General features: G+C 67.3%; 16 protein-coding genes and 1 pseudogene. 9 read left to right on the top strand and 8 right to left on the bottom strand.

The window, feature by feature from the left end; translation table 11 throughout:
- Positions 1-7: 7 nt before the first annotated feature.
- Together BN4346_RS24600 and BN4346_RS24595 are read right to left on the bottom strand one after the other, a co-directional pair.
- Positions 8-415 (bottom strand): hypothetical protein, encoded by a 408-nt coding sequence (locus BN4346_RS24600; protein ID WP_067966985.1) that lies wholly within the window; start codon positions 413-415, stop codon positions 8-10.
- A 4-nt stretch (positions 416-419) separates the two neighbouring features.
- On the bottom strand, positions 420-1,202 hold the full coding sequence (locus tag BN4346_RS24595) for an enoyl-CoA hydratase/isomerase family protein (RefSeq protein WP_067966982.1): 783 nt from the start codon (positions 1,200-1,202) through the stop codon (positions 420-422).
- Positions 1,203-1,311: 109 nt separating this feature from the next.
- Between BN4346_RS24595 and BN4346_RS24590 the strand changes: the two genes are divergently transcribed.
- Complete coding sequence (locus BN4346_RS24590; protein ID WP_067966979.1) at positions 1,312-1,674, top strand: DoxX family protein; 363 nt, start codon at positions 1,312-1,314, stop codon at positions 1,672-1,674.
- A 14-nt stretch (positions 1,675-1,688) separates the two neighbouring features.
- Here the strand turns inward: BN4346_RS24590 and BN4346_RS24585 are convergent, their stop codons facing one another.
- Entirely contained in the window at positions 1,689-3,257 is a 1,569-nt protein-coding gene (locus BN4346_RS24585; protein ID WP_067966976.1) for an acyl-CoA carboxylase subunit beta, read from the bottom strand.
- Between the two features lie 87 nt (positions 3,258-3,344).
- Between BN4346_RS24585 and BN4346_RS24580 the strand changes: the two genes are divergently transcribed.
- The 8 genes from BN4346_RS24580 to BN4346_RS24545 all read left to right on the top strand — a co-directional run bounded on the left by BN4346_RS24580 (position 3,345) and on the right by BN4346_RS24545 (position 12,125).
- Entirely contained in the window at positions 3,345-4,196 is an 852-nt protein-coding gene (locus tag BN4346_RS24580) for a class I SAM-dependent methyltransferase (protein ID WP_067967558.1), read from the top strand.
- 307 nt (positions 4,197-4,503) lie between these two features.
- Positions 4,504-5,283, top strand: a complete 780-nt coding sequence (locus tag BN4346_RS24575) for an acyl-CoA thioesterase (RefSeq protein WP_208863272.1) — start codon at positions 4,504-4,506, stop codon at positions 5,281-5,283.
- Between the two features lie 61 nt (positions 5,284-5,344).
- Positions 5,345-6,625, top strand: coding sequence for a DUF4226 domain-containing protein (locus BN4346_RS24570; protein WP_067966967.1), 1,281 nt, complete (start codon positions 5,345-5,347; stop codon positions 6,623-6,625).
- Positions 6,626-6,644: 19 nt separating this feature from the next.
- Positions 6,645-6,998, top strand: a complete 354-nt coding sequence (locus BN4346_RS24565; protein ID WP_067966964.1) for a hypothetical protein — start codon at positions 6,645-6,647, stop codon at positions 6,996-6,998.
- Positions 6,995-7,297, top strand: a complete 303-nt coding sequence (locus tag BN4346_RS24560; RefSeq protein ID WP_067966961.1) for a hypothetical protein — start codon at positions 6,995-6,997, stop codon at positions 7,295-7,297. Before BN4346_RS24565 ends, BN4346_RS24560 begins: the two co-directional genes overlap by 4 nt.
- Before the next feature lie 37 nt (positions 7,298-7,334).
- Positions 7,335-8,210, top strand: coding sequence for an oxidoreductase (locus tag BN4346_RS24555; RefSeq protein ID WP_067967555.1), 876 nt, complete (start codon positions 7,335-7,337; stop codon positions 8,208-8,210).
- Positions 8,211-8,569: 359 nt separating this feature from the next.
- Positions 8,570-10,936 (top strand): lysylphosphatidylglycerol synthase transmembrane domain-containing protein, encoded by a 2,367-nt coding sequence (locus BN4346_RS24550; protein ID WP_067966958.1) that lies wholly within the window; start codon positions 8,570-8,572, stop codon positions 10,934-10,936.
- Positions 10,937-10,940: 4 nt separating this feature from the next.
- Positions 10,941-12,125, top strand: coding sequence for an FAD-binding domain (locus tag BN4346_RS24545; protein WP_067966956.1), 1,185 nt, complete (start codon positions 10,941-10,943; stop codon positions 12,123-12,125).
- A 6-nt stretch (positions 12,126-12,131) separates the two neighbouring features.
- Here the strand turns inward: BN4346_RS24545 and vapC are convergent, their stop codons facing one another.
- From vapC to BN4346_RS24520, 5 genes and pseudogenes are all read right to left on the bottom strand, one after another.
- Positions 12,132-12,536, bottom strand: coding sequence for a type II toxin-antitoxin system VapC family toxin (vapC, locus tag BN4346_RS24540; RefSeq protein ID WP_067966953.1), 405 nt, complete (start codon positions 12,534-12,536; stop codon positions 12,132-12,134).
- Complete coding sequence (locus tag BN4346_RS24535) at positions 12,533-12,745, bottom strand: type II toxin-antitoxin system VapB family antitoxin (RefSeq protein ID WP_208863205.1); 213 nt, start codon at positions 12,743-12,745, stop codon at positions 12,533-12,535. The genes vapC and BN4346_RS24535 overlap by 4 nt, the downstream gene beginning before the upstream one ends.
- A 22-nt stretch (positions 12,746-12,767) precedes the next feature.
- Positions 12,768-13,847: a galactokinase gene (locus BN4346_RS24530; RefSeq protein ID WP_067966950.1), complete on the bottom strand. Its 1,080-nt coding sequence runs from the start codon at positions 13,845-13,847 to the stop codon at positions 12,768-12,770.
- Positions 13,844-14,935 carry a galactose-1-phosphate uridylyltransferase gene (galT, locus tag BN4346_RS24525; protein WP_067966947.1) on the bottom strand — a complete coding sequence of 364 codons (1,092 nt, stop codon included), beginning with the start codon at positions 14,933-14,935 and terminating at the stop codon, positions 13,844-13,846. The genes BN4346_RS24530 and galT overlap by 4 nt, the downstream gene beginning before the upstream one ends.
- Positions 14,932-15,397, bottom strand: a pseudogene (locus BN4346_RS24520) (DUF309 domain-containing protein). The gene galT and the pseudogene BN4346_RS24520 overlap by 4 nt, the downstream one beginning before the upstream one ends.
- Between the last annotated feature and the right edge of the window lie 7 nt (positions 15,398-15,404).

Raw genomic sequence — 15,404 nt, 5'->3', positions numbered from 1 at the left:
GCGACTGCTAACCGGTTGCCACCGCGCGAATCCCGCGCAACAGGTAATTCGTCGCGACGACGTGCATTCGCGTTCCGATGACCAAGGCACGGTAGACGCCGCCATGAAGTCCGGGGAAGGCTCCGTAGCTGTGGGCGTGCACGCGCGTCGCACCCGCCTGCTCCTCGGTGAGCTCGAACACCAGCCGGTAGCGCGAAAAGCGATGCTGCCCGGCCAGTGCGAGTCGTTGCGGCTCAACGCTTTCAGTCACACCGAAGCCGGCGCGGGGCTGCAGGCCGAGCGGCGCGAGCAGCGGATTGCGTTCATTGCCAAGCAACATGGCCTCGACATAGCGCTGCAGGGCGCTCCACACCACGTTGCGCGGCGCGTCGATCCGTAGCGTGTGCTCGTCGATGTAGGGCAGATCGGTGGTCACGGCATCACCTTGTCTGGTTCGGGTTGGCGTGGCGAAACTCGTCGGATGCCAAGCAGCGGGCCTGTTCGGTGACCGCGGCGCGGAGGCTGGCGGCGTCGTCGCCCCGACGGCCCGCAACGATGGCACGCCGCGCCCCACGGACGGCGATCTGCGGTTGACGCGCGAGCCGTTCGGCGAATTGACTAGCCGCGGAATCGAGTTCGTCGTCGCCGACCACACGGTTGGCCAGTCCGACGCGCAGCGCCTCCGCGGCGTCGATGACCTCACCGAACAGGATCAGTTCTCGTGCTCGCCCCTCCCCGATGAGCCGCGGGAGTCGGAACGTGGCGCCCATGTCGGGCAGCAGACCGTAGCGGGTTTCGGTCAAGCCGACCCGGGCGTCGTGGGTAAAGATACGGAAGTCGCAGGCCAGTGCCAGTTGCAGGCCCGCCCCGTAGGCGTGTCCCCGAACCGCTGCGACGCTGGGACAGCCGAGCTGGGGAATCCACTCGAAGGTGCCGGCCACGCGTAGGCCCAGCTCCACGGTCTCGTCATCAACGGGTCGCTCGGCAAACGCGGTCAACGTCCCGGCCATGTCTTCGACCAGGTCGATGCCGGCCGAGAAGGACGGGCCGTCGCCGGTGACGATCAGGCAGCGAAGGGTCTCGTCGGCCAGCAACTGTCTGCCGAGATGGTCCAACTCCGCGCGCATTGCCGGGTTGATGGCGTTGCGCTTCTCCGGTCGCGCCAACGTCAGGGTTCCGACGTTGTCGCACCGGTCATAGCAGATGGTCTGGTACCTGCTCATGTCATCTAGACGATTCCGCGGGGGCGAGTGTGACACCAGCGAACTGTCACATTCGCCGGCCACCTTCCGTCCTAGCAGATGAACACCCCAAACCGGAAGGACTGAAACCATGAACGTCGCACTGTGGACTGCCCAATTCGCCTTGGCCGCGCTATTCGCCGCCTCCGGTGGCGCCAAACTCACCATGACGCGCGAGCGTCTGCTGGACACCGGCCAAACCGGGGTGGCGATGTTTCCCATGCCGGTGGTGCGTTTCACCGCCGCGATGGAGCTGCTGGCGGCCGTCGGACTCCTCGCGCCCGGCCTCACCGGGATCGGGCAGATGCTGACCCCGCTGGCCGCCGCGGGATTGTGCGTCGTGATGGTCGGGGCGGCCTGGGCGCACTCGCGACTGCAGGAGCCGAAAAGCGTGGCTGTGAATGCCGTGCTGTTCGCTGCGGCGGCCTTCGTGTTGCTGGGCCGGCTGCCCTGACCGAGGCCCGCCCTTTAGAACGTGTCGACGAACCGCCGCGCTGGCACGTCGCGCCCGAAGCCGGCCGACGCCGCCAGTGTTGCGACGATCAGACCACGAGTCTCGGCGGGATCGATGACGTCGTCGATCTCGAAAAGTGTTGCGGCGTTGAGCGCTTTGGCATTCTCCTGCGCAACGGCGGTGGCCTGCCGGACGCGTTCCTCCCGCTCATCGGCATCGGCGATGGCGTCCAGTTCTTTGCGCAGCCCCAGCCGGACCGCACCTTCGAGTCCCATCGGCCCCAGATGCGCGCTCGGCCAAGCCACGGTCAGCACCGGTTCGTGCAGGCTGCCGCCCATCATGGCCTGGGCACCCAACCCGTAGCCACGCCGCAGGATGACCGCGATCAGCGGTACCCGCAATGCCGCGCCGGCCACCAACAGCCGAGAAGCCCTACGTACCAGTGCTTCTGCTTCGGCGGCGGGGCCGACCATATAGCCGGGACAGTCGACCAGCGACACGACCGGCAGCCCGAAGGCGTCGCACAACTGCAGGAAACGTGCGGCTTTGTCGGAGGCGGCGGCGGTGATGGCCCCGGCCATCACCATGGTGTTGTTGCCGATGATCCCGACCGGGCGGCCGTCAATACGAGCCAGTGCGGTGACCATCTCGGGCGCGAACTTCTCCCGCAGGAACGTCACCGAATCGTCGTCCGCGATGGTCTCGATGATCGGCTTGAGCGGATAGGCGCGCCGTGCCCGCTCGGGAATCATGGTGCGCAAGGCGCTCTGGTCTGCCGCAGAGCCGGAGGCGATAGCACCTTGGAAGTAGCCGAGGACCCGTTTGGTGACCGCGACCGCCTCGGCTTCATCGGCCACCACCACATCGACGACGCCGTTGGGTGCCTGCATAGACAACGGGCCCACGTCATCGGGTGCGACGTGGCCCAATCCGCCGCCGGCGATCATCGCCGGACCCGCCATGCCGATCGAGGTGTCCGCGGTCGCGATGATCAGATCCGAGGCACCCGCGATCACAGCGTTACCGGCAAAGCAGCGGCCCTTGACCACCGCGATCCGCGGCACCAGCCCAGACAGCTTGGCCCACAAGGCGAATGCCGGTACGTCGAGCGACGACACCGTCGGGTAGTCGGTGTCACCGGGTCGGCCACCGCCGCCTTCGGCGAAGAAGACGGTCGGCAGGCGCATCCGTTCGATAAGCTCGAACAGCCGGTCCTTCTTGAAGTGGCCGATCGCGCCCTGGGTTCCCGCCAACACGGTGTAGTCGTAGGACAACACGGCGCAGGCGCCGCGTTCGCGTCCGAACAGCGCGCCGTTGATCGTGGCGGTACCGCCCAGCAGGCCGTCGCCGGGGGTGTTGGCGATGAGGTCGTCGATGTCGCGGCGGGCGCGTTGGGCCGCGATCGCGAACCGCCCGTACTCCACAAAGGTCCCGGGGTCGACCAGGTCGGCGATGTTCTCGCGGGCGGTACGGCCCCCGGCGTCGTGCCGGCGTCGTACCGCGTCTGGTCGGGCCGCGTCCTCGGTCAACGCGCGACGGCGCAGCAGCTCAAGGTGCTCGTCACGCAGCGGAGCGTCGGGCATGCGGGATTCCTTCGCCGAGGTGTTGGCCTAGAGAACATCATGGGCCGCGCGACATCCACCCTGACTTTCGGCCCCTACGCTGAGGTCATGGCGAACGAGGAACAGCAGCAGGCCTGGGCTGCCCAGGGCATCGACTGGGTGGACAACGCGGCGATCTTCGAGGCGGTGCTGGCGCCGTTCGCCGACGCGGTAGTGGACGCCGCCGGCATCACCGCGGGCCAGCGGGTGCTCGACATCGGCTGCGGCTCCGGCACATTGCTGCAGCGCACCGCAGCCCTGGGCGCCGTCCCGTTCGGCGTCGATATCTCCGAGCCGATGGCGGCGGCGGCGCGACGCCGGGTTCCCGAGGCTACCGTGATGCTCGGCGACGCCCAGACCATGGACCTGCGTGCCGCCACGGACGGCGCATCATTCGACCGGGTCATTTCCCGGTTCGGGGTGATGTTCTTCGACGATCCGGTGGCCGCGTTCACCAACATCCGCCACGCGGCGGCCCCGGACTCCCGGCTGGCGTTCGTGTGCTGGCGCGAGGGCGACAATCCGATGTTCACCGCGGGCATCGATGTCCTGGCCGCCAAATTGGAGTCACCTCCGGCGGCGCTGGATCCCAGCGCGCCCGGCCCGCTGGCTTTCGGCAATCCCGACCGGGTGCGAACCGTCCTGACCGGAGCCGGCTGGACCGACGTCGCGTTGGCCGCGTTCGACGGGGTCTGCAACTTCGGTATCGGCGGTAGCGACGGCGTCGAGGAACGTCTGGCGTTGATCCTGGCCAACCGCACCGGACAGCAGGCCCGCGCCGAACTGGAGGGCAAGCTGGGTGCTGACGGCTGGGCCGGTGTGGTCGAGGAGTTGCGTGACGAGCTGCGCCGGCAGCGGGTCGATGGTGTGGTGCAGTTCCCCGGCCGTACCTGGGTGGTCACCGCAACGAATCACGGCTGAGCAGTTCGCTGCCGAGCCTCGAATCCCCAGGTGCCACATGCGCACCCCCATCGTCGGGTGTAGTCATGTTCGACAACGATGTCGCATGCGCTATCACCCGGTTCGCAGCGGATCACCAGTAGCGCATGCGATATCTAATTCGAACAGACCCTACTCGCTCGCGGACGATACGGATGGGGCGAATGTGGTCCGCGGTATTGACGCCAGACACGGGGCTCGGGTGCGCGCATCGCCCGCGATAGCGTGACCGGGACCGCTCCGCTCACCGGTAAGGACTCCTGTGAAACCACACCCCTTCGACCGTGCCATGCAGCTCGAGACCGTCGACGCCGGGACATTTCGCGGCGTGACCCACCCGGAGTGGGCCAACATGGTCGGGCCGTTCGGCGGGATCACCGCGGCAGTCTTACTGCGCGCTGTCGAGTCCCACCCCGAACGCATCGGCGACCCGCTGGCGCTGACCGTCAACTTCGCCGCACCGATCACCGACGGCGAGTTCGACATTTGCCTGCGGGCCGCCCGCACCAACCGCAGCAACCAGCACTGGATGCTTGAGCTTCGCCAGGGCGACGAGGTCAAGACCACCGCCACCGCGCTGTTCGGCCTGCACCGCGACACCTGGGCCGACGACGAAAGCCACCCGCCGAGCGCACCCGCTCCCGAGGACGTCGCCCCCGGCAAATTCGTCGACGCCATCGTCTGGGCCAACCGCTACGACATGCGCTTCACCGACGGACCGGTGCCCCTCAAGGCGTTAGAGCCCAGCGCATCGTCGACCACCACGTTGTGGGTGCGCGACGCCGAAGACCGGCCGCTGGACTTCGCGGCCTTGGCGTGCCTGTCGGACGTGTTCTTCCCTCGGGTGTTCCTGCGCAGCGGCCGCTTCCTGCCAGCCGGCACTATCTCCCTGACCACATATTTTCACGCCGACCAAGGCGAAATCGATGCGCTCGGAAGCGATTTCCTGCTGGCAAGCGCGCACGCCAATCGGTTCTCGCGCGGATACTTCGATCAGAGTGCGCATCTGTGGTCACGGGCCGGCCGGCTGCTGGCCAGCACGCATCAGTTGGTGTATTTCAAGGATTGAGGCCCGAGACGCGGCCTCGGGTGAATACCGGGATGGTCGTCGCTGAACTAGCGTCGCCGGTATGCCCGAGGAACTCGGCGCCCACGCCGATGCCGCGCGAGCACGCGAGGATGTCCTGGCGCGGCGACTGCAAAGGTCCGTACAAGCCGACCGGGCTTTCCTGGCCACGGTGCGCGGTGCCGCGCAGGTGGCTCTGCTGGGGCACAAACGGCTCGACAGCATCGAGGCCGAGATCCGCGAAGCGTTGGCCCGCCATCGCACGCTGGCATTGGACACTCCCGCCGGCGCCCGGCAGTTCCAGCGGTTCTTGACCGCCAAGACCCACGACATTCACCAGGTGATCGCCGACACCGTCGCCGACAGCCAGGCCCGCGCGCGGTCGGTGCGCTCCCTAGGCGGCGGCTACTCGGTCGAGGACCGGCAACGGCCGACTATCCGAGCCGTCAACCACTCCTTCAAACGAGGCCCAGCCTCTGATGACGCACGCCGGCTCAATCAGATCGATGCCTTCCGAAAGGTAGTCGGCCGCGATCCGGTGTCGGACTCCGATTGGACCACCGCCGCCGCACTCGACGCGCATACCTACGACCCCAAGTTCCAGGGCGTGGAATCCGAAGTCCGGGTGGCCCGGATCGATCCGGTGCCCGGGCAAGGCGTGGTGCGTACGTCGCAGTGGATCGAGCAGCCGTGGGTCAACCGCTTGGGTTCACGGGACGCCGGCAACGACCGGGGCTCCAACTCACGTTTCGATCCCGAGGACACCAAGGTCACCACCTATATCGACTACGACAACGGCGTTGTGGTGATGCGACAGAACCCATCAGTCGAGCTCAACGCCGACGACTCCCCCGCACGCGTGGAAGTCGGTGTCCCCCAGGGCAGCGTCATGCAAGCCCCGGATGGATCGGTGCGCATCAAGTACGACGCCGGAAACCCACTGGCGCCGAGTGCCACGACCGATCCGCGCGGCCCGTTCGGCAACCATCGATTGAGCGTGAACGGCGACCTGGTGTTCACCCCCGGCCCGGGTGGCGTACATGTCGACGGTACCCGCACGGATTACCCGTCTCTGGAGGTCTACCAGGATCTGCCCGGCGGCAGCACCCGGACGGTACTGCTCGACCCGGCTCAATCCGGAAGCATCAACGGCCCCATGCTCAATCTGCCCTTCCACCATGACCTCGGAATCGGCGGCAAAGCGTTCGCGCCCTTCGACCACGCTGGGAGCTGGAATCCCCGGTTCGACGTCCGAACTCCGCTTCCTGTCATAGATTTCGGACCGACCACCGCGCCACCGTCGGTACCCACACCGTCGGGAAAGCCCGGCGGAGTTCCCGCCTGATCGACAAAGGAGCCGAGGCATGCCCAGCGCAATACTGGCCCATATCCGAGATGGCGACCCCGCCTTCTGGCGCACCGCCACCCGATCAGCACCGCTCGTCGTCCAACTCGTCCTCGCGGCGATAATCGGTATCGGCTGGCTGTCGCTGACTGGCTTGCCACTCGCCTACGGGACAGCGTTTCGCTACCTGGCCACGGCCGCGCTCATCGTGCCGACCACCGCAGCTCTGGTGATCGGCACCGTGTTGTTGCGCGCGGAATCACCGCGTCGACACGCTGTAGGTCTGGCTGTCTGCGGATCGGCCGTGGTGATCTTCATGAGTGGATTGGCCTACGCACTGATTTTCTTGCCGTGGTTGGAGAGCGGCGCATGACCAGCCCGACTACCGAAGCCCGCTACGGCCCACACGGTTTCCTCGCCGCACTGGGGACTATCGCGATCGTCGAGACCGCAACGTGGATATTTGTTCCTTTTTGGATCGCCCAGCTGTACTTGTTCGGCATCGCCACCCTGATCGTGGTGCCGACCGGCTTCTTCATGTGGCAGACCGGTGGCGCCAAGGTTGCTCAAATCGGGCTCGGCATGCTCATCGGCTACCTGGCGACACCCCTGACGATTGCCCTGGCCGTCATTCCTCCAGTCGTTGTCACCGCGCTACTGCACCGGGCGTGAGCGTCGTCGACCCCCACCGGCAGGTACGGTGACCAGCATGTCTTTCACAATCTCAGACACCCCCGATCAGTCCGGCCGCACCTTCGTGGTGACCGGCGCCAACGGTGGCCTGGGCGAGGTCGTCACCCGCACCCTGGCCGCCAAGGGCGCCAGCGTGGTGATGGCCTGCCGCAACACGGCCAAGGCCCAGGAGATCGCCGACGGAATCGACGGTGACGTCCGGGTGGCGGCACTGGATCTGGGCAACCTGGCGTCGGTGCGCGAATTCGCCGCGCAGCAGGGCGGCTTCGATGTGCTGGTCAATAACGCCGGGATCATGAACATCCCGATGCGACGCACCGTCGACGGCTTCGAGACGCAGTTCGGCGTCAACCACCTTGGCCACTTCGCGCTGACCGGCCTACTGCTGGATCGGATCGGTGACCGGGTGGTGACGGTGTCGAGCATCGCGCACAAGCAGACCCCGAAGTTCTGGGTCGACGACCTCAACTATGCGCACCGCCTCTACCAGCGCAACCTGGCGTACGCGCAGTCCAAGCTGGCCAACCTGATGTTCGCCCGGGAGCTGCAGCGCCGGCTGGTCGCGGCCGGCTCGCCGCTGCGCTCCTTTGGCGTGCATCCGGGGGTGTCGAGTACCGACCTGTTCGACAACGACAAGACCCTCATCGGTGTGATCACCAGGTACGGTTTGCCGCTGGTCGGCCAGCCGCCGGAGCGAGGCGCCGAGTCGACCTTGTTTGCCGCGACGGTCCCCGACGCCGACCCGGACATCTATTGGGGGCCCACGAAGCTGAACCAGATGCGCGGCACGATGGGGCCGTGCCCGTCGAGCAAGCTGTCGAAAGACCAGCGGCTATGGCGCCGGCTGTGGGAGGAGTCGGAGAAGATGACCGGGGTGACCTTCCCGGTCTGACCCGGCAGCGGTACGTCGTCGCCCCCTAAGAAACCGTCGTCACCTCAATAACCCCAACCGTCACCGCTTCGGACCATGTGATTGTGCGCCCACCTTGGAGCGACAACCAGCGTTATGTCAGACAGTGAGTAGGACATATCGACGCGGCGCGGCAATGGGGTGGAGCGCTGCAACTCTGCAGTCGCTCAAAGCCGGGCGCACACCACATACCCTCTCGTCGGTGACAGATGTGACGGACGGGACTCAACCCGGATGACGCGGCGGCGAGGCGGCCGACAAATTAACCCCCCACCGCAGCTCACCGGTTAAGTTGTGGCGAGCCGCCACGCGATGCGGCATGAGACGGACCGAAAGAGATCATGCGAGTTGAGGGGCGCGACGTCGCCGTCACCGGCAACCTGCTGCAGCCGCTGACCCGACGCACCAACGACATTCTGCGTCTGGTGCTGGCCGCACTCTTCCTCGCGACTGTCATCACCAGCTCGCTGGTCACCCGCTACGAGTGGGTGGCACTCGAGCGGTCGGTATCCCAGATCGTCGGGGTGCTCTCCCCCGTCCACGCCAACCTGGTCTACCTCGCCTACGGCATCGCGATCCTGGTGTTGCCGTTCGCGATCCTGATCGGGCTGGTGGCCTCCCGGCAATGGAAGCTGCTCGGAGCCTATGCCGTGGCCGGTTTGCTCGCGGTGGTGTCACTGTCGATCCGCAGCACCGGCATGGCCGCACCGAATTGGCATTTCGACCTCTCCGATCGGCTGGCCACCACGCTGGCGCAGTTCCTCGACGACCCGCGGTGGATCGCCATGCTTGCCGCCATGCTCACCGTCTCCGGCCCCTGGCTGCCGGCCCGCTGGCGACGCTGGTGGTGGGCACTGCTGCTGGCGTTCGTGCCGATCCACCTGGTGGTCAGCGCGATCGTCCCGGCCCGCTCGCTGCTCGGGCTGGCCGTCGGATGGTTCGTCGGGGCGTTGGTGATCCTGATCGTCGGCACACCCGCGCTGGAGGTGCCGCTGGACGGCGCCGTCCGCACCCTGGCCCGTCACGGCCACACCGTCTCCGAACTCGCCGTCATCCGGCCGGCCGGGCCCGGCCCGCTGGTGCTGTCGACCGTCGGCGACCACCCGGTGATCATCGAGTTGTACGGCCCCAACCAGCGCAGTGGCGGCGCGCTGCGACAGCTCTGGCGCAAGTTCCGGTTGCGCACCACTGAGACCGCGCCGCTGCACGCCTCGCTGCACCGCGCCGTGGAGCATCGCGCGCTGATGGCGATCTCGATCGCCGATGCAGGGTTCGCCAACACCAACACCGTCGCGGTCGCCTCCCTGGACCGGGGCTGGACGTTGTATGCCCACACCCCGCCCCGGGGCACGCCGATCGTTAAATGCACCGCCACCACACCGGTGGCAAAGCCGTGGGAATCCTTGCGGCGCCTCCACGATCAGCAGATCTCGCACGGTGACCTGCGCAGCAAGGAGATGACCGTCGACGACGGCCAGGTGCTCTTCGGCGGCTTCGGCAACGCCGAGTACGGCGCCACCGACACCCAACTGCAATCCGACATCGCCCAGTTGCTGGTGACCACGTCATCGCTGTACGACGCGGCCGCGGCGGTGGAAGCGGCCATCGAATACTTCGGCCGCACCGCCGTGCTGGCCGCCTCGCGGCGCCTCACCAAATCCGCGGTGCCCGCGCGGCTTCGCAATGCCATCCCCGACCTCGGCACCGTGATCGCCGCTACCCGCGAGGAGGTCAAGCGTCAGACCGGCACCGATCAGATCCAGACCAAGACCATCACCCGGTTCACCCGCAGCCAGCTGATTCAGCTGATCCTGCTCGTTGCCCTGGTGTATGTGGCCTATCCCTTCATCAGCCAGGTGCCCACCTTCTTCTCCCAACTGCGGCAGGCGAACTGGTGGTGGGCGTTGGTCGGGCTGATCGTCTCGTCGCTGACCTATGTCGGCGCGGCGGGCGCGCTGTGGGCATGCGCCAACGGCTTGGTCAGCTTTCGCAATCTGGCGATCATGCAGGTGGCCAACACCTTTGCGGCCACCACCACCCCAGCCGGCGTCGGCGGCCTGGCGTTGAGTACCCGGTTCCTGCAGAAGGGCGGCCTGAGCACCTTGCGCGCGACCGCCGCGGTCGCCCTACAGCAGTCGGTGCAGGTGATCGTGCACGTGATCCTGCTGGTCATCTTCACCACCGCCGCGGGCGCCTCAACGGATCTGTCGCACTTCGTACCCGGTGCGACCATGCTGTACCTGATCGCCGGTGTGGCGCTCGGCTTGGCCGGCATTGTGTTGCTGGTGCCCAACCTGCGCCGGTGGTTGACCACGGCACTGCGGCCACGCCTCAAGGAAGTCACCGGGGATCTGGTGGACCTGGCCCGCGAACCCAAGCGACTGGCGTTGATCGTATTGGGCGCGGCCGGCACCACATTGGGTGCGGCGCTGGCGCTGTGGGCCAGCGTGGAGGCTTTCGGCGGCAACACATCGTTCGTCACCGTCACGGTGGTGACGATGGTCGGCGGCACCCTGGCCTCGGCGGCGCCGACGCCCGGCGGGGTGGGAGCCGTGGAGGCCGCCCTGATCGGTGGGCTGGCCGCCTTCGGTGTGCCGGCCGCGCTGGCGGTCCCGTCGGTGCTGCTCTACCGGGTTCTGACCTGCTGGCTGCCGGTGTTCATCGGCTGGCCGGTGATGCGCTGGCTGACCGAGAACGAGATGATCTGAGCCGATGCGGATCGCGATCAGCGGTGCAGGAGTGGCCGGGACCGCGCTCGCGTACTGGCTGCACCGCACCGGCCACACCCCGACCGTGATCGAGCGCGCGCCGGCTTTTCGCTCCGGCGGCTACATGATCGACTTCTGGGGCGTTGGCTACACCGTGGCGAGGCGGATGGGTCTTGAGGCGCAAATCCTGGACAAGGGCTACCAGATCGACTCTGTCCGCACGGTCGGCGCCGACGGCCATACCCTCGCCACGTTGGACACCAACGTCTTTCGGCAGCTGCTCGGGGACGACTTCACCAGCCTGCCGCGCGGTGACCTGGCCGACACCATTCATGCCACCGTCGCCGAGCATGTCGAGATGATCTACGGCGACAGCATTACCGCCGTCGACCAGGACGACACCTGCGTTCGCCTTACCTTCGGCCATGCGGGGCCGCGCGAATTCGACCTGGTGATCGGCGCCGACGGGCTGCACTCCAACGTGCGCCGGTTGGTGTTCGGCCCGGATGCCGATTTCGAGCACTACCTCGGCTGCAAGGTGGCCGCCGCCGTCGTCGAGGGCTACCGGCCCCGCGACGAACTGGCCTACGTGACGTACGCAGTTCCCGACCGGCAGGTGTCACGCGTGGCGCTGCGCGAAGACCGCACCCTGGCTTTGTTCGTGTTCCGCGACGCCTCCCCCGATGTTTCAGATCCGCACGCCCAGGTGCACAACCGGTTCGCCGATGCCGGCTGGGAGTGCCCGCAGCTGCTGGCCGCCATCGACGGACAAGCCGGTCACACCGGCGGAGCCGAGGACCTGTACTTCGACGTGGTCAGCCAGGTTCGAATGAACCACTGGTCGCGGGGCCGAGTGCTGTTGATCGGCGACGCCGCCGGGTGCATCTCGCTGCTCGGCGGCGAGGGTACCGGCCTGGCGATCACCGAGGCCTATGTGCTGGCCGGCGAGCTGCACCGCGCCGGTGGTGACCACCTGCGCGCCTTCGACGCCTACGAGGCGCGGCTGCGCCCGTTGATCGAGACCAAGCAGTCCAACGCTGCACGGCTGCTCGGATTCTTTGCCACCCGAACGCGTTTCGGTCTGTGGCTTCGCAACCTCGCGCTACGGGCGATGAACCTGCGAATGCTAACGCAGCTGTTCGCCGGCACGGTGCGCGACGATTTCGACCTGCCCGATTACGGGATCTGATCCCGGTCAGCGCAGCGATGTGGTCATCAGGCCGGTTATCTCGGCAATGACGTCGAAGTCGGCGTCCCGGTGCGCAACCTGGGCATGATGGCGCAACGCAACCGCAGCAATCAGGCAGTCGTTGATACTGCGAATCGTCTGACCCGTGCGTTGGGCCGCGCGATAAATATCAGCGGCCGAACGAAAGTCGGTTGCCGTCTCGACCGTCAACGACGGCAGACCGTTTACCAGCCGCTCAAGTTTTCGGTAGGCGTCGTCGCTGCTCGCCCCGGCCAAGATCTCCATCGCGACCGGCTCGCAGGTCACCACCTGATCGGGTTCGTCGGAGAGTAGGCGCCGTACTTCACATGCTGCTGCCGACCCGGTTGCCCGGAAGTATTCGATCCATACCGAGGTGTCGACCAGGATCATCCGAATTCGCCGGGTCGTTCATCGCGCATCGCATCGAGGTCACCCGCCCAACCGACGCCTTCGAGGCTCAAGAGGAACTCCCGGCTCAACGGCGCACCGACGAGGCGCCGCAGAGCGAGATCAACGGCAGCCTTCTTTGTCGTGACACCGAAGCGGCGCATCACCTCGGCGGTGAGCTCGTCATCGAGATCGATGTTGGTGCGTGACATACACCAACCATACACCTTCGGCTTAGCCCGCCCCCGCCGCCGCATACACCCGGCTCACCTCCGGTTCGGTGTATCCGGCGTCGGTGACCGCGGCGCGCACCGCGTCGCCCACCTTCAACGTGAGCTGGGCGGGAACCAGCGCGATCACACAGCCCCCGAACCCGCCGCCGGTCATCCGGGCGCCGAGCGCGCCGGCGGCCACCGCACTGTCGGCGATCAGGTCGATGTGCTCGGTGGTGATCTCGAAGTCGTCGCGCATCGAGGCGTGCGACGCCGTGAACAAGCCTCCGGCAGCGGCGAAGTCCAACTCGGCACACGCGGCAACGAAATCCAGCACTCGCTCGTTCTCGGTCAGCACGTGCCGGGCGCGCCGGGCATCGACCGGGTCGGTGAGCACATCCAGCGCCTGGACACCGCGGTGCTGGACCTCCCGCAGCGATGCGACCCCCAATCCGGCGGCGGCCCGTTCACACGAGGCGCGCCGGGCGGCGTACTCGCCATCGACGTGGCCATGCCGCTGACCGGAGTCGAGCAGCAGCAGGGTCACCCCGGACGCGTCCGGGTCGAACGGTACGGGGTGCACGGCAATGTCCCGGAAGTCGATCAGCAGCGCGCTGGACACCTCGCCGAACAGCGAGGACAGCTGATCCAGCAACCCCGTTGGTGCTCCGACATAGTCGTTTTCGGCGCGCTGGCCGATCCGGGCTTGCTCGATCCGATCGATGTTCAGACCGGCCGCCGACGCCAAGGCGCCGAGCACCGCGCATTCCAGAGCCGCCGACGACGACAGGCCCGAGCCGATCGGTACGTCGCTGCGGATCTCCATGGTGCCGCCAGGGACCGCAAAACCATTGTCGCGCAGCGCCCAGATCACCCCGGCGGCGTAGGCGCCCCAGCCGCTGGTCTGCCCGGGCGTGGTGTTCAGCGGGATGCTCACCGGTGCCTCGGCACGGTCGCTGAGCACGGTGAGTGTGTCGGTCTCGGCCGGGGTGAAGGTGACGCTGGTGCGCTGCGGCAACGCGATCGGCAGCGCGAAACCGCCATTGTAGTCGGTGTGTTCGCCGATCAGGTTGACCCGGCCCGGCGCGGAGTAGGTGATCACAGCTCACGCAGCCTAGCCGCCACGGACTCCGGGGTGACATCGGCGATGAACGCGTCCATCGCCGACTCCGAGGCCGCCAGATATTTCAGTTTGGTGGCGCTGCGTCTAATCGACATCAGCTCGACGTGAAAGTAGCCGTCGGACTGGGCGCCGTCGCTACGGTACTGGTGCAGTGCGGCCATGTACGGCAGCGGGGCGTCGTAGATACGGTCGAAGCGGCCCAACAGGTTTCGGTAGAGGGTCGCAAAGTCGTCGAGCTCGTCGTCGGTCAGGTCGGTCAGGTTGTGCACCCACCGATTCGGATACAGGTGCACCTCCACCGGCCAGCGGGCGGCGAACGGCACGAACGCGGTGAAGTGTTCGGTCTGCGCCACCACCCGAGCGCCCTCGGCACGCTCGGCCGCCAACAGATCGGCAAACAGATTGGTGCCGTGCGTAACTCGATGCGCACGCGCTTGAGCCAGCATCGCGGCGGTTCGCGGAGTCAAGTAGGGGTAGCCGTAGATCTGGCCGTGCGGGTGAGCCAGCGTCACCCCGATCTCCTCGCCGCGGTTTTCGAAGCAGAACACCTGCTCGACGCCCGGGCGGGTTAACAGATCGGCGGTGCGGTGCCGCCACGCCTGCACCACCAGCCGGGCATGGGCCGCCGGCAGGTCGGCGAACGAACCGGTGTGATCGGCCGAGAAGCAGATCACCTCGCAACGGCCGTTGCCCGGTGCGGAAACGAACGGTTCCGGCGCGGTTTCTCCCGCTGAGCGGTCATTATCGCGCCGAAATCCCGCCAGGCTGGGGAACCGGTTCTCGAAGACCACGACGTCGTAGTCGGCCGCCGGCACCTCGCTGGTCTCCCCGCTCGGTCCCGGGCACAGCGGGCAGGCCTCGGCGGGGGGTTTGTAGGTGCGGTCCTGGCGCTGCGCGGCGATGATCACCCACTGGCCGGTGGTGCGGTCGAAGCGCAACTGCGACGGCTCGGGATCACGGGCAGACAGCGGCCGGCGATCGGCGACCGGGGCCGGGGTGTGGCCGGGCAGGGCGAAGAACAGTAGGTCGCGGCCGTCGGCAAGCGTCCAGCGAATCGGGGCGCTCACGCGACCAGCCGCGGATGCAGCCGCTGCGGGGCGATCTCGACACCGGCCGCCAGGTCGTCGGCCAAATGCGCTGCAAAGCCCAGCAATCCGGCCAGATCGATCCCGAACGGGGCCGGGGGCCGCACCGTCGCCAGATGTTCAGCGCCGCGGCGCAACAGACTGACCGCGCCGGCCACATTGCCACGCTGGACGTGGGCGACGCCGACGGCCAGCTCCGCCAACCCCTGCCACAGTTCACGCTCGAGGGCTCCAGGCGGCTTCGAGCACCTCGTGGGCGTTGAAGGCCAGCCCGTCGTCCAGCAACAGCTGCGCATAGGCGAGCATCTGGGCCGGCGGCAGGTCGAGGTCGTCGGGAACACCTTCGACCCCGCCCTGGCTGCCGCGGGGCAGCGGGCGGCCCAGCCGATCACGCGGGCGGGCGTTGCGGGGACGGCCCGAATCGTCGCGGTCGCGGGTTGTCACCTGACCA

The sequence above is a fragment of the Mycolicibacter icosiumassiliensis genome (genome assembly GCF_900078685.2).
GTDB lineage: Bacteria > Actinomycetota > Actinomycetes > Mycobacteriales > Mycobacteriaceae > Mycobacterium > Mycobacterium icosiumassiliensis.
Note: the sequence above shows the minus strand (reverse complement) of the source record. Positions and strands in the feature narration are given on the sequence as shown.

Coding starts and splice junctions, on each gene's coding strand:
- BN4346_RS24585 (WP_067966976.1), bottom strand. CDS start 3,257: ATGCCCGACGCTCCGCTGCGTGACGAGCACCTTGAGCTGCTGCGCCGT.
- BN4346_RS24580 (WP_067967558.1), top strand. CDS start 3,345: ATGGCGAACGAGGAACAGCAGCAGGCCTGGGCTGCCCAGGGCATCGAC.
- BN4346_RS24590 (WP_067966979.1), top strand. CDS start 1,312: ATGAACGTCGCACTGTGGACTGCCCAATTCGCCTTGGCCGCGCTATTC.
- BN4346_RS24595 (WP_067966982.1), bottom strand. CDS start 1,202: ATGAGCAGGTACCAGACCATCTGCTATGACCGGTGCGACAACGTCGGA.
- BN4346_RS24560 (WP_067966961.1), top strand. CDS start 6,995: ATGACCAGCCCGACTACCGAAGCCCGCTACGGCCCACACGGTTTCCTC.
- BN4346_RS24555 (WP_067967555.1), top strand. CDS start 7,335: ATGTCTTTCACAATCTCAGACACCCCCGATCAGTCCGGCCGCACCTTC.
- vapC (WP_067966953.1), bottom strand. CDS start 12,536: ATGATCCTGGTCGACACCTCGGTATGGATCGAATACTTCCGGGCAACC.
- BN4346_RS24575 (WP_208863272.1), top strand. CDS start 4,504: ATGCAGCTCGAGACCGTCGACGCCGGGACATTTCGCGGCGTGACCCAC.
- BN4346_RS24570 (WP_067966967.1), top strand. CDS start 5,345: ATGCCCGAGGAACTCGGCGCCCACGCCGATGCCGCGCGAGCACGCGAG.
- BN4346_RS24545 (WP_067966956.1), top strand. CDS start 10,941: ATGCGGATCGCGATCAGCGGTGCAGGAGTGGCCGGGACCGCGCTCGCG.
- BN4346_RS24535 (WP_208863205.1), bottom strand. CDS start 12,745: ATGTCACGCACCAACATCGATCTCGATGACGAGCTCACCGCCGAGGTG.
- BN4346_RS24550 (WP_067966958.1), top strand. CDS start 8,570: ATGCGAGTTGAGGGGCGCGACGTCGCCGTCACCGGCAACCTGCTGCAG.
- BN4346_RS24565 (WP_067966964.1), top strand. CDS start 6,645: ATGCCCAGCGCAATACTGGCCCATATCCGAGATGGCGACCCCGCCTTC.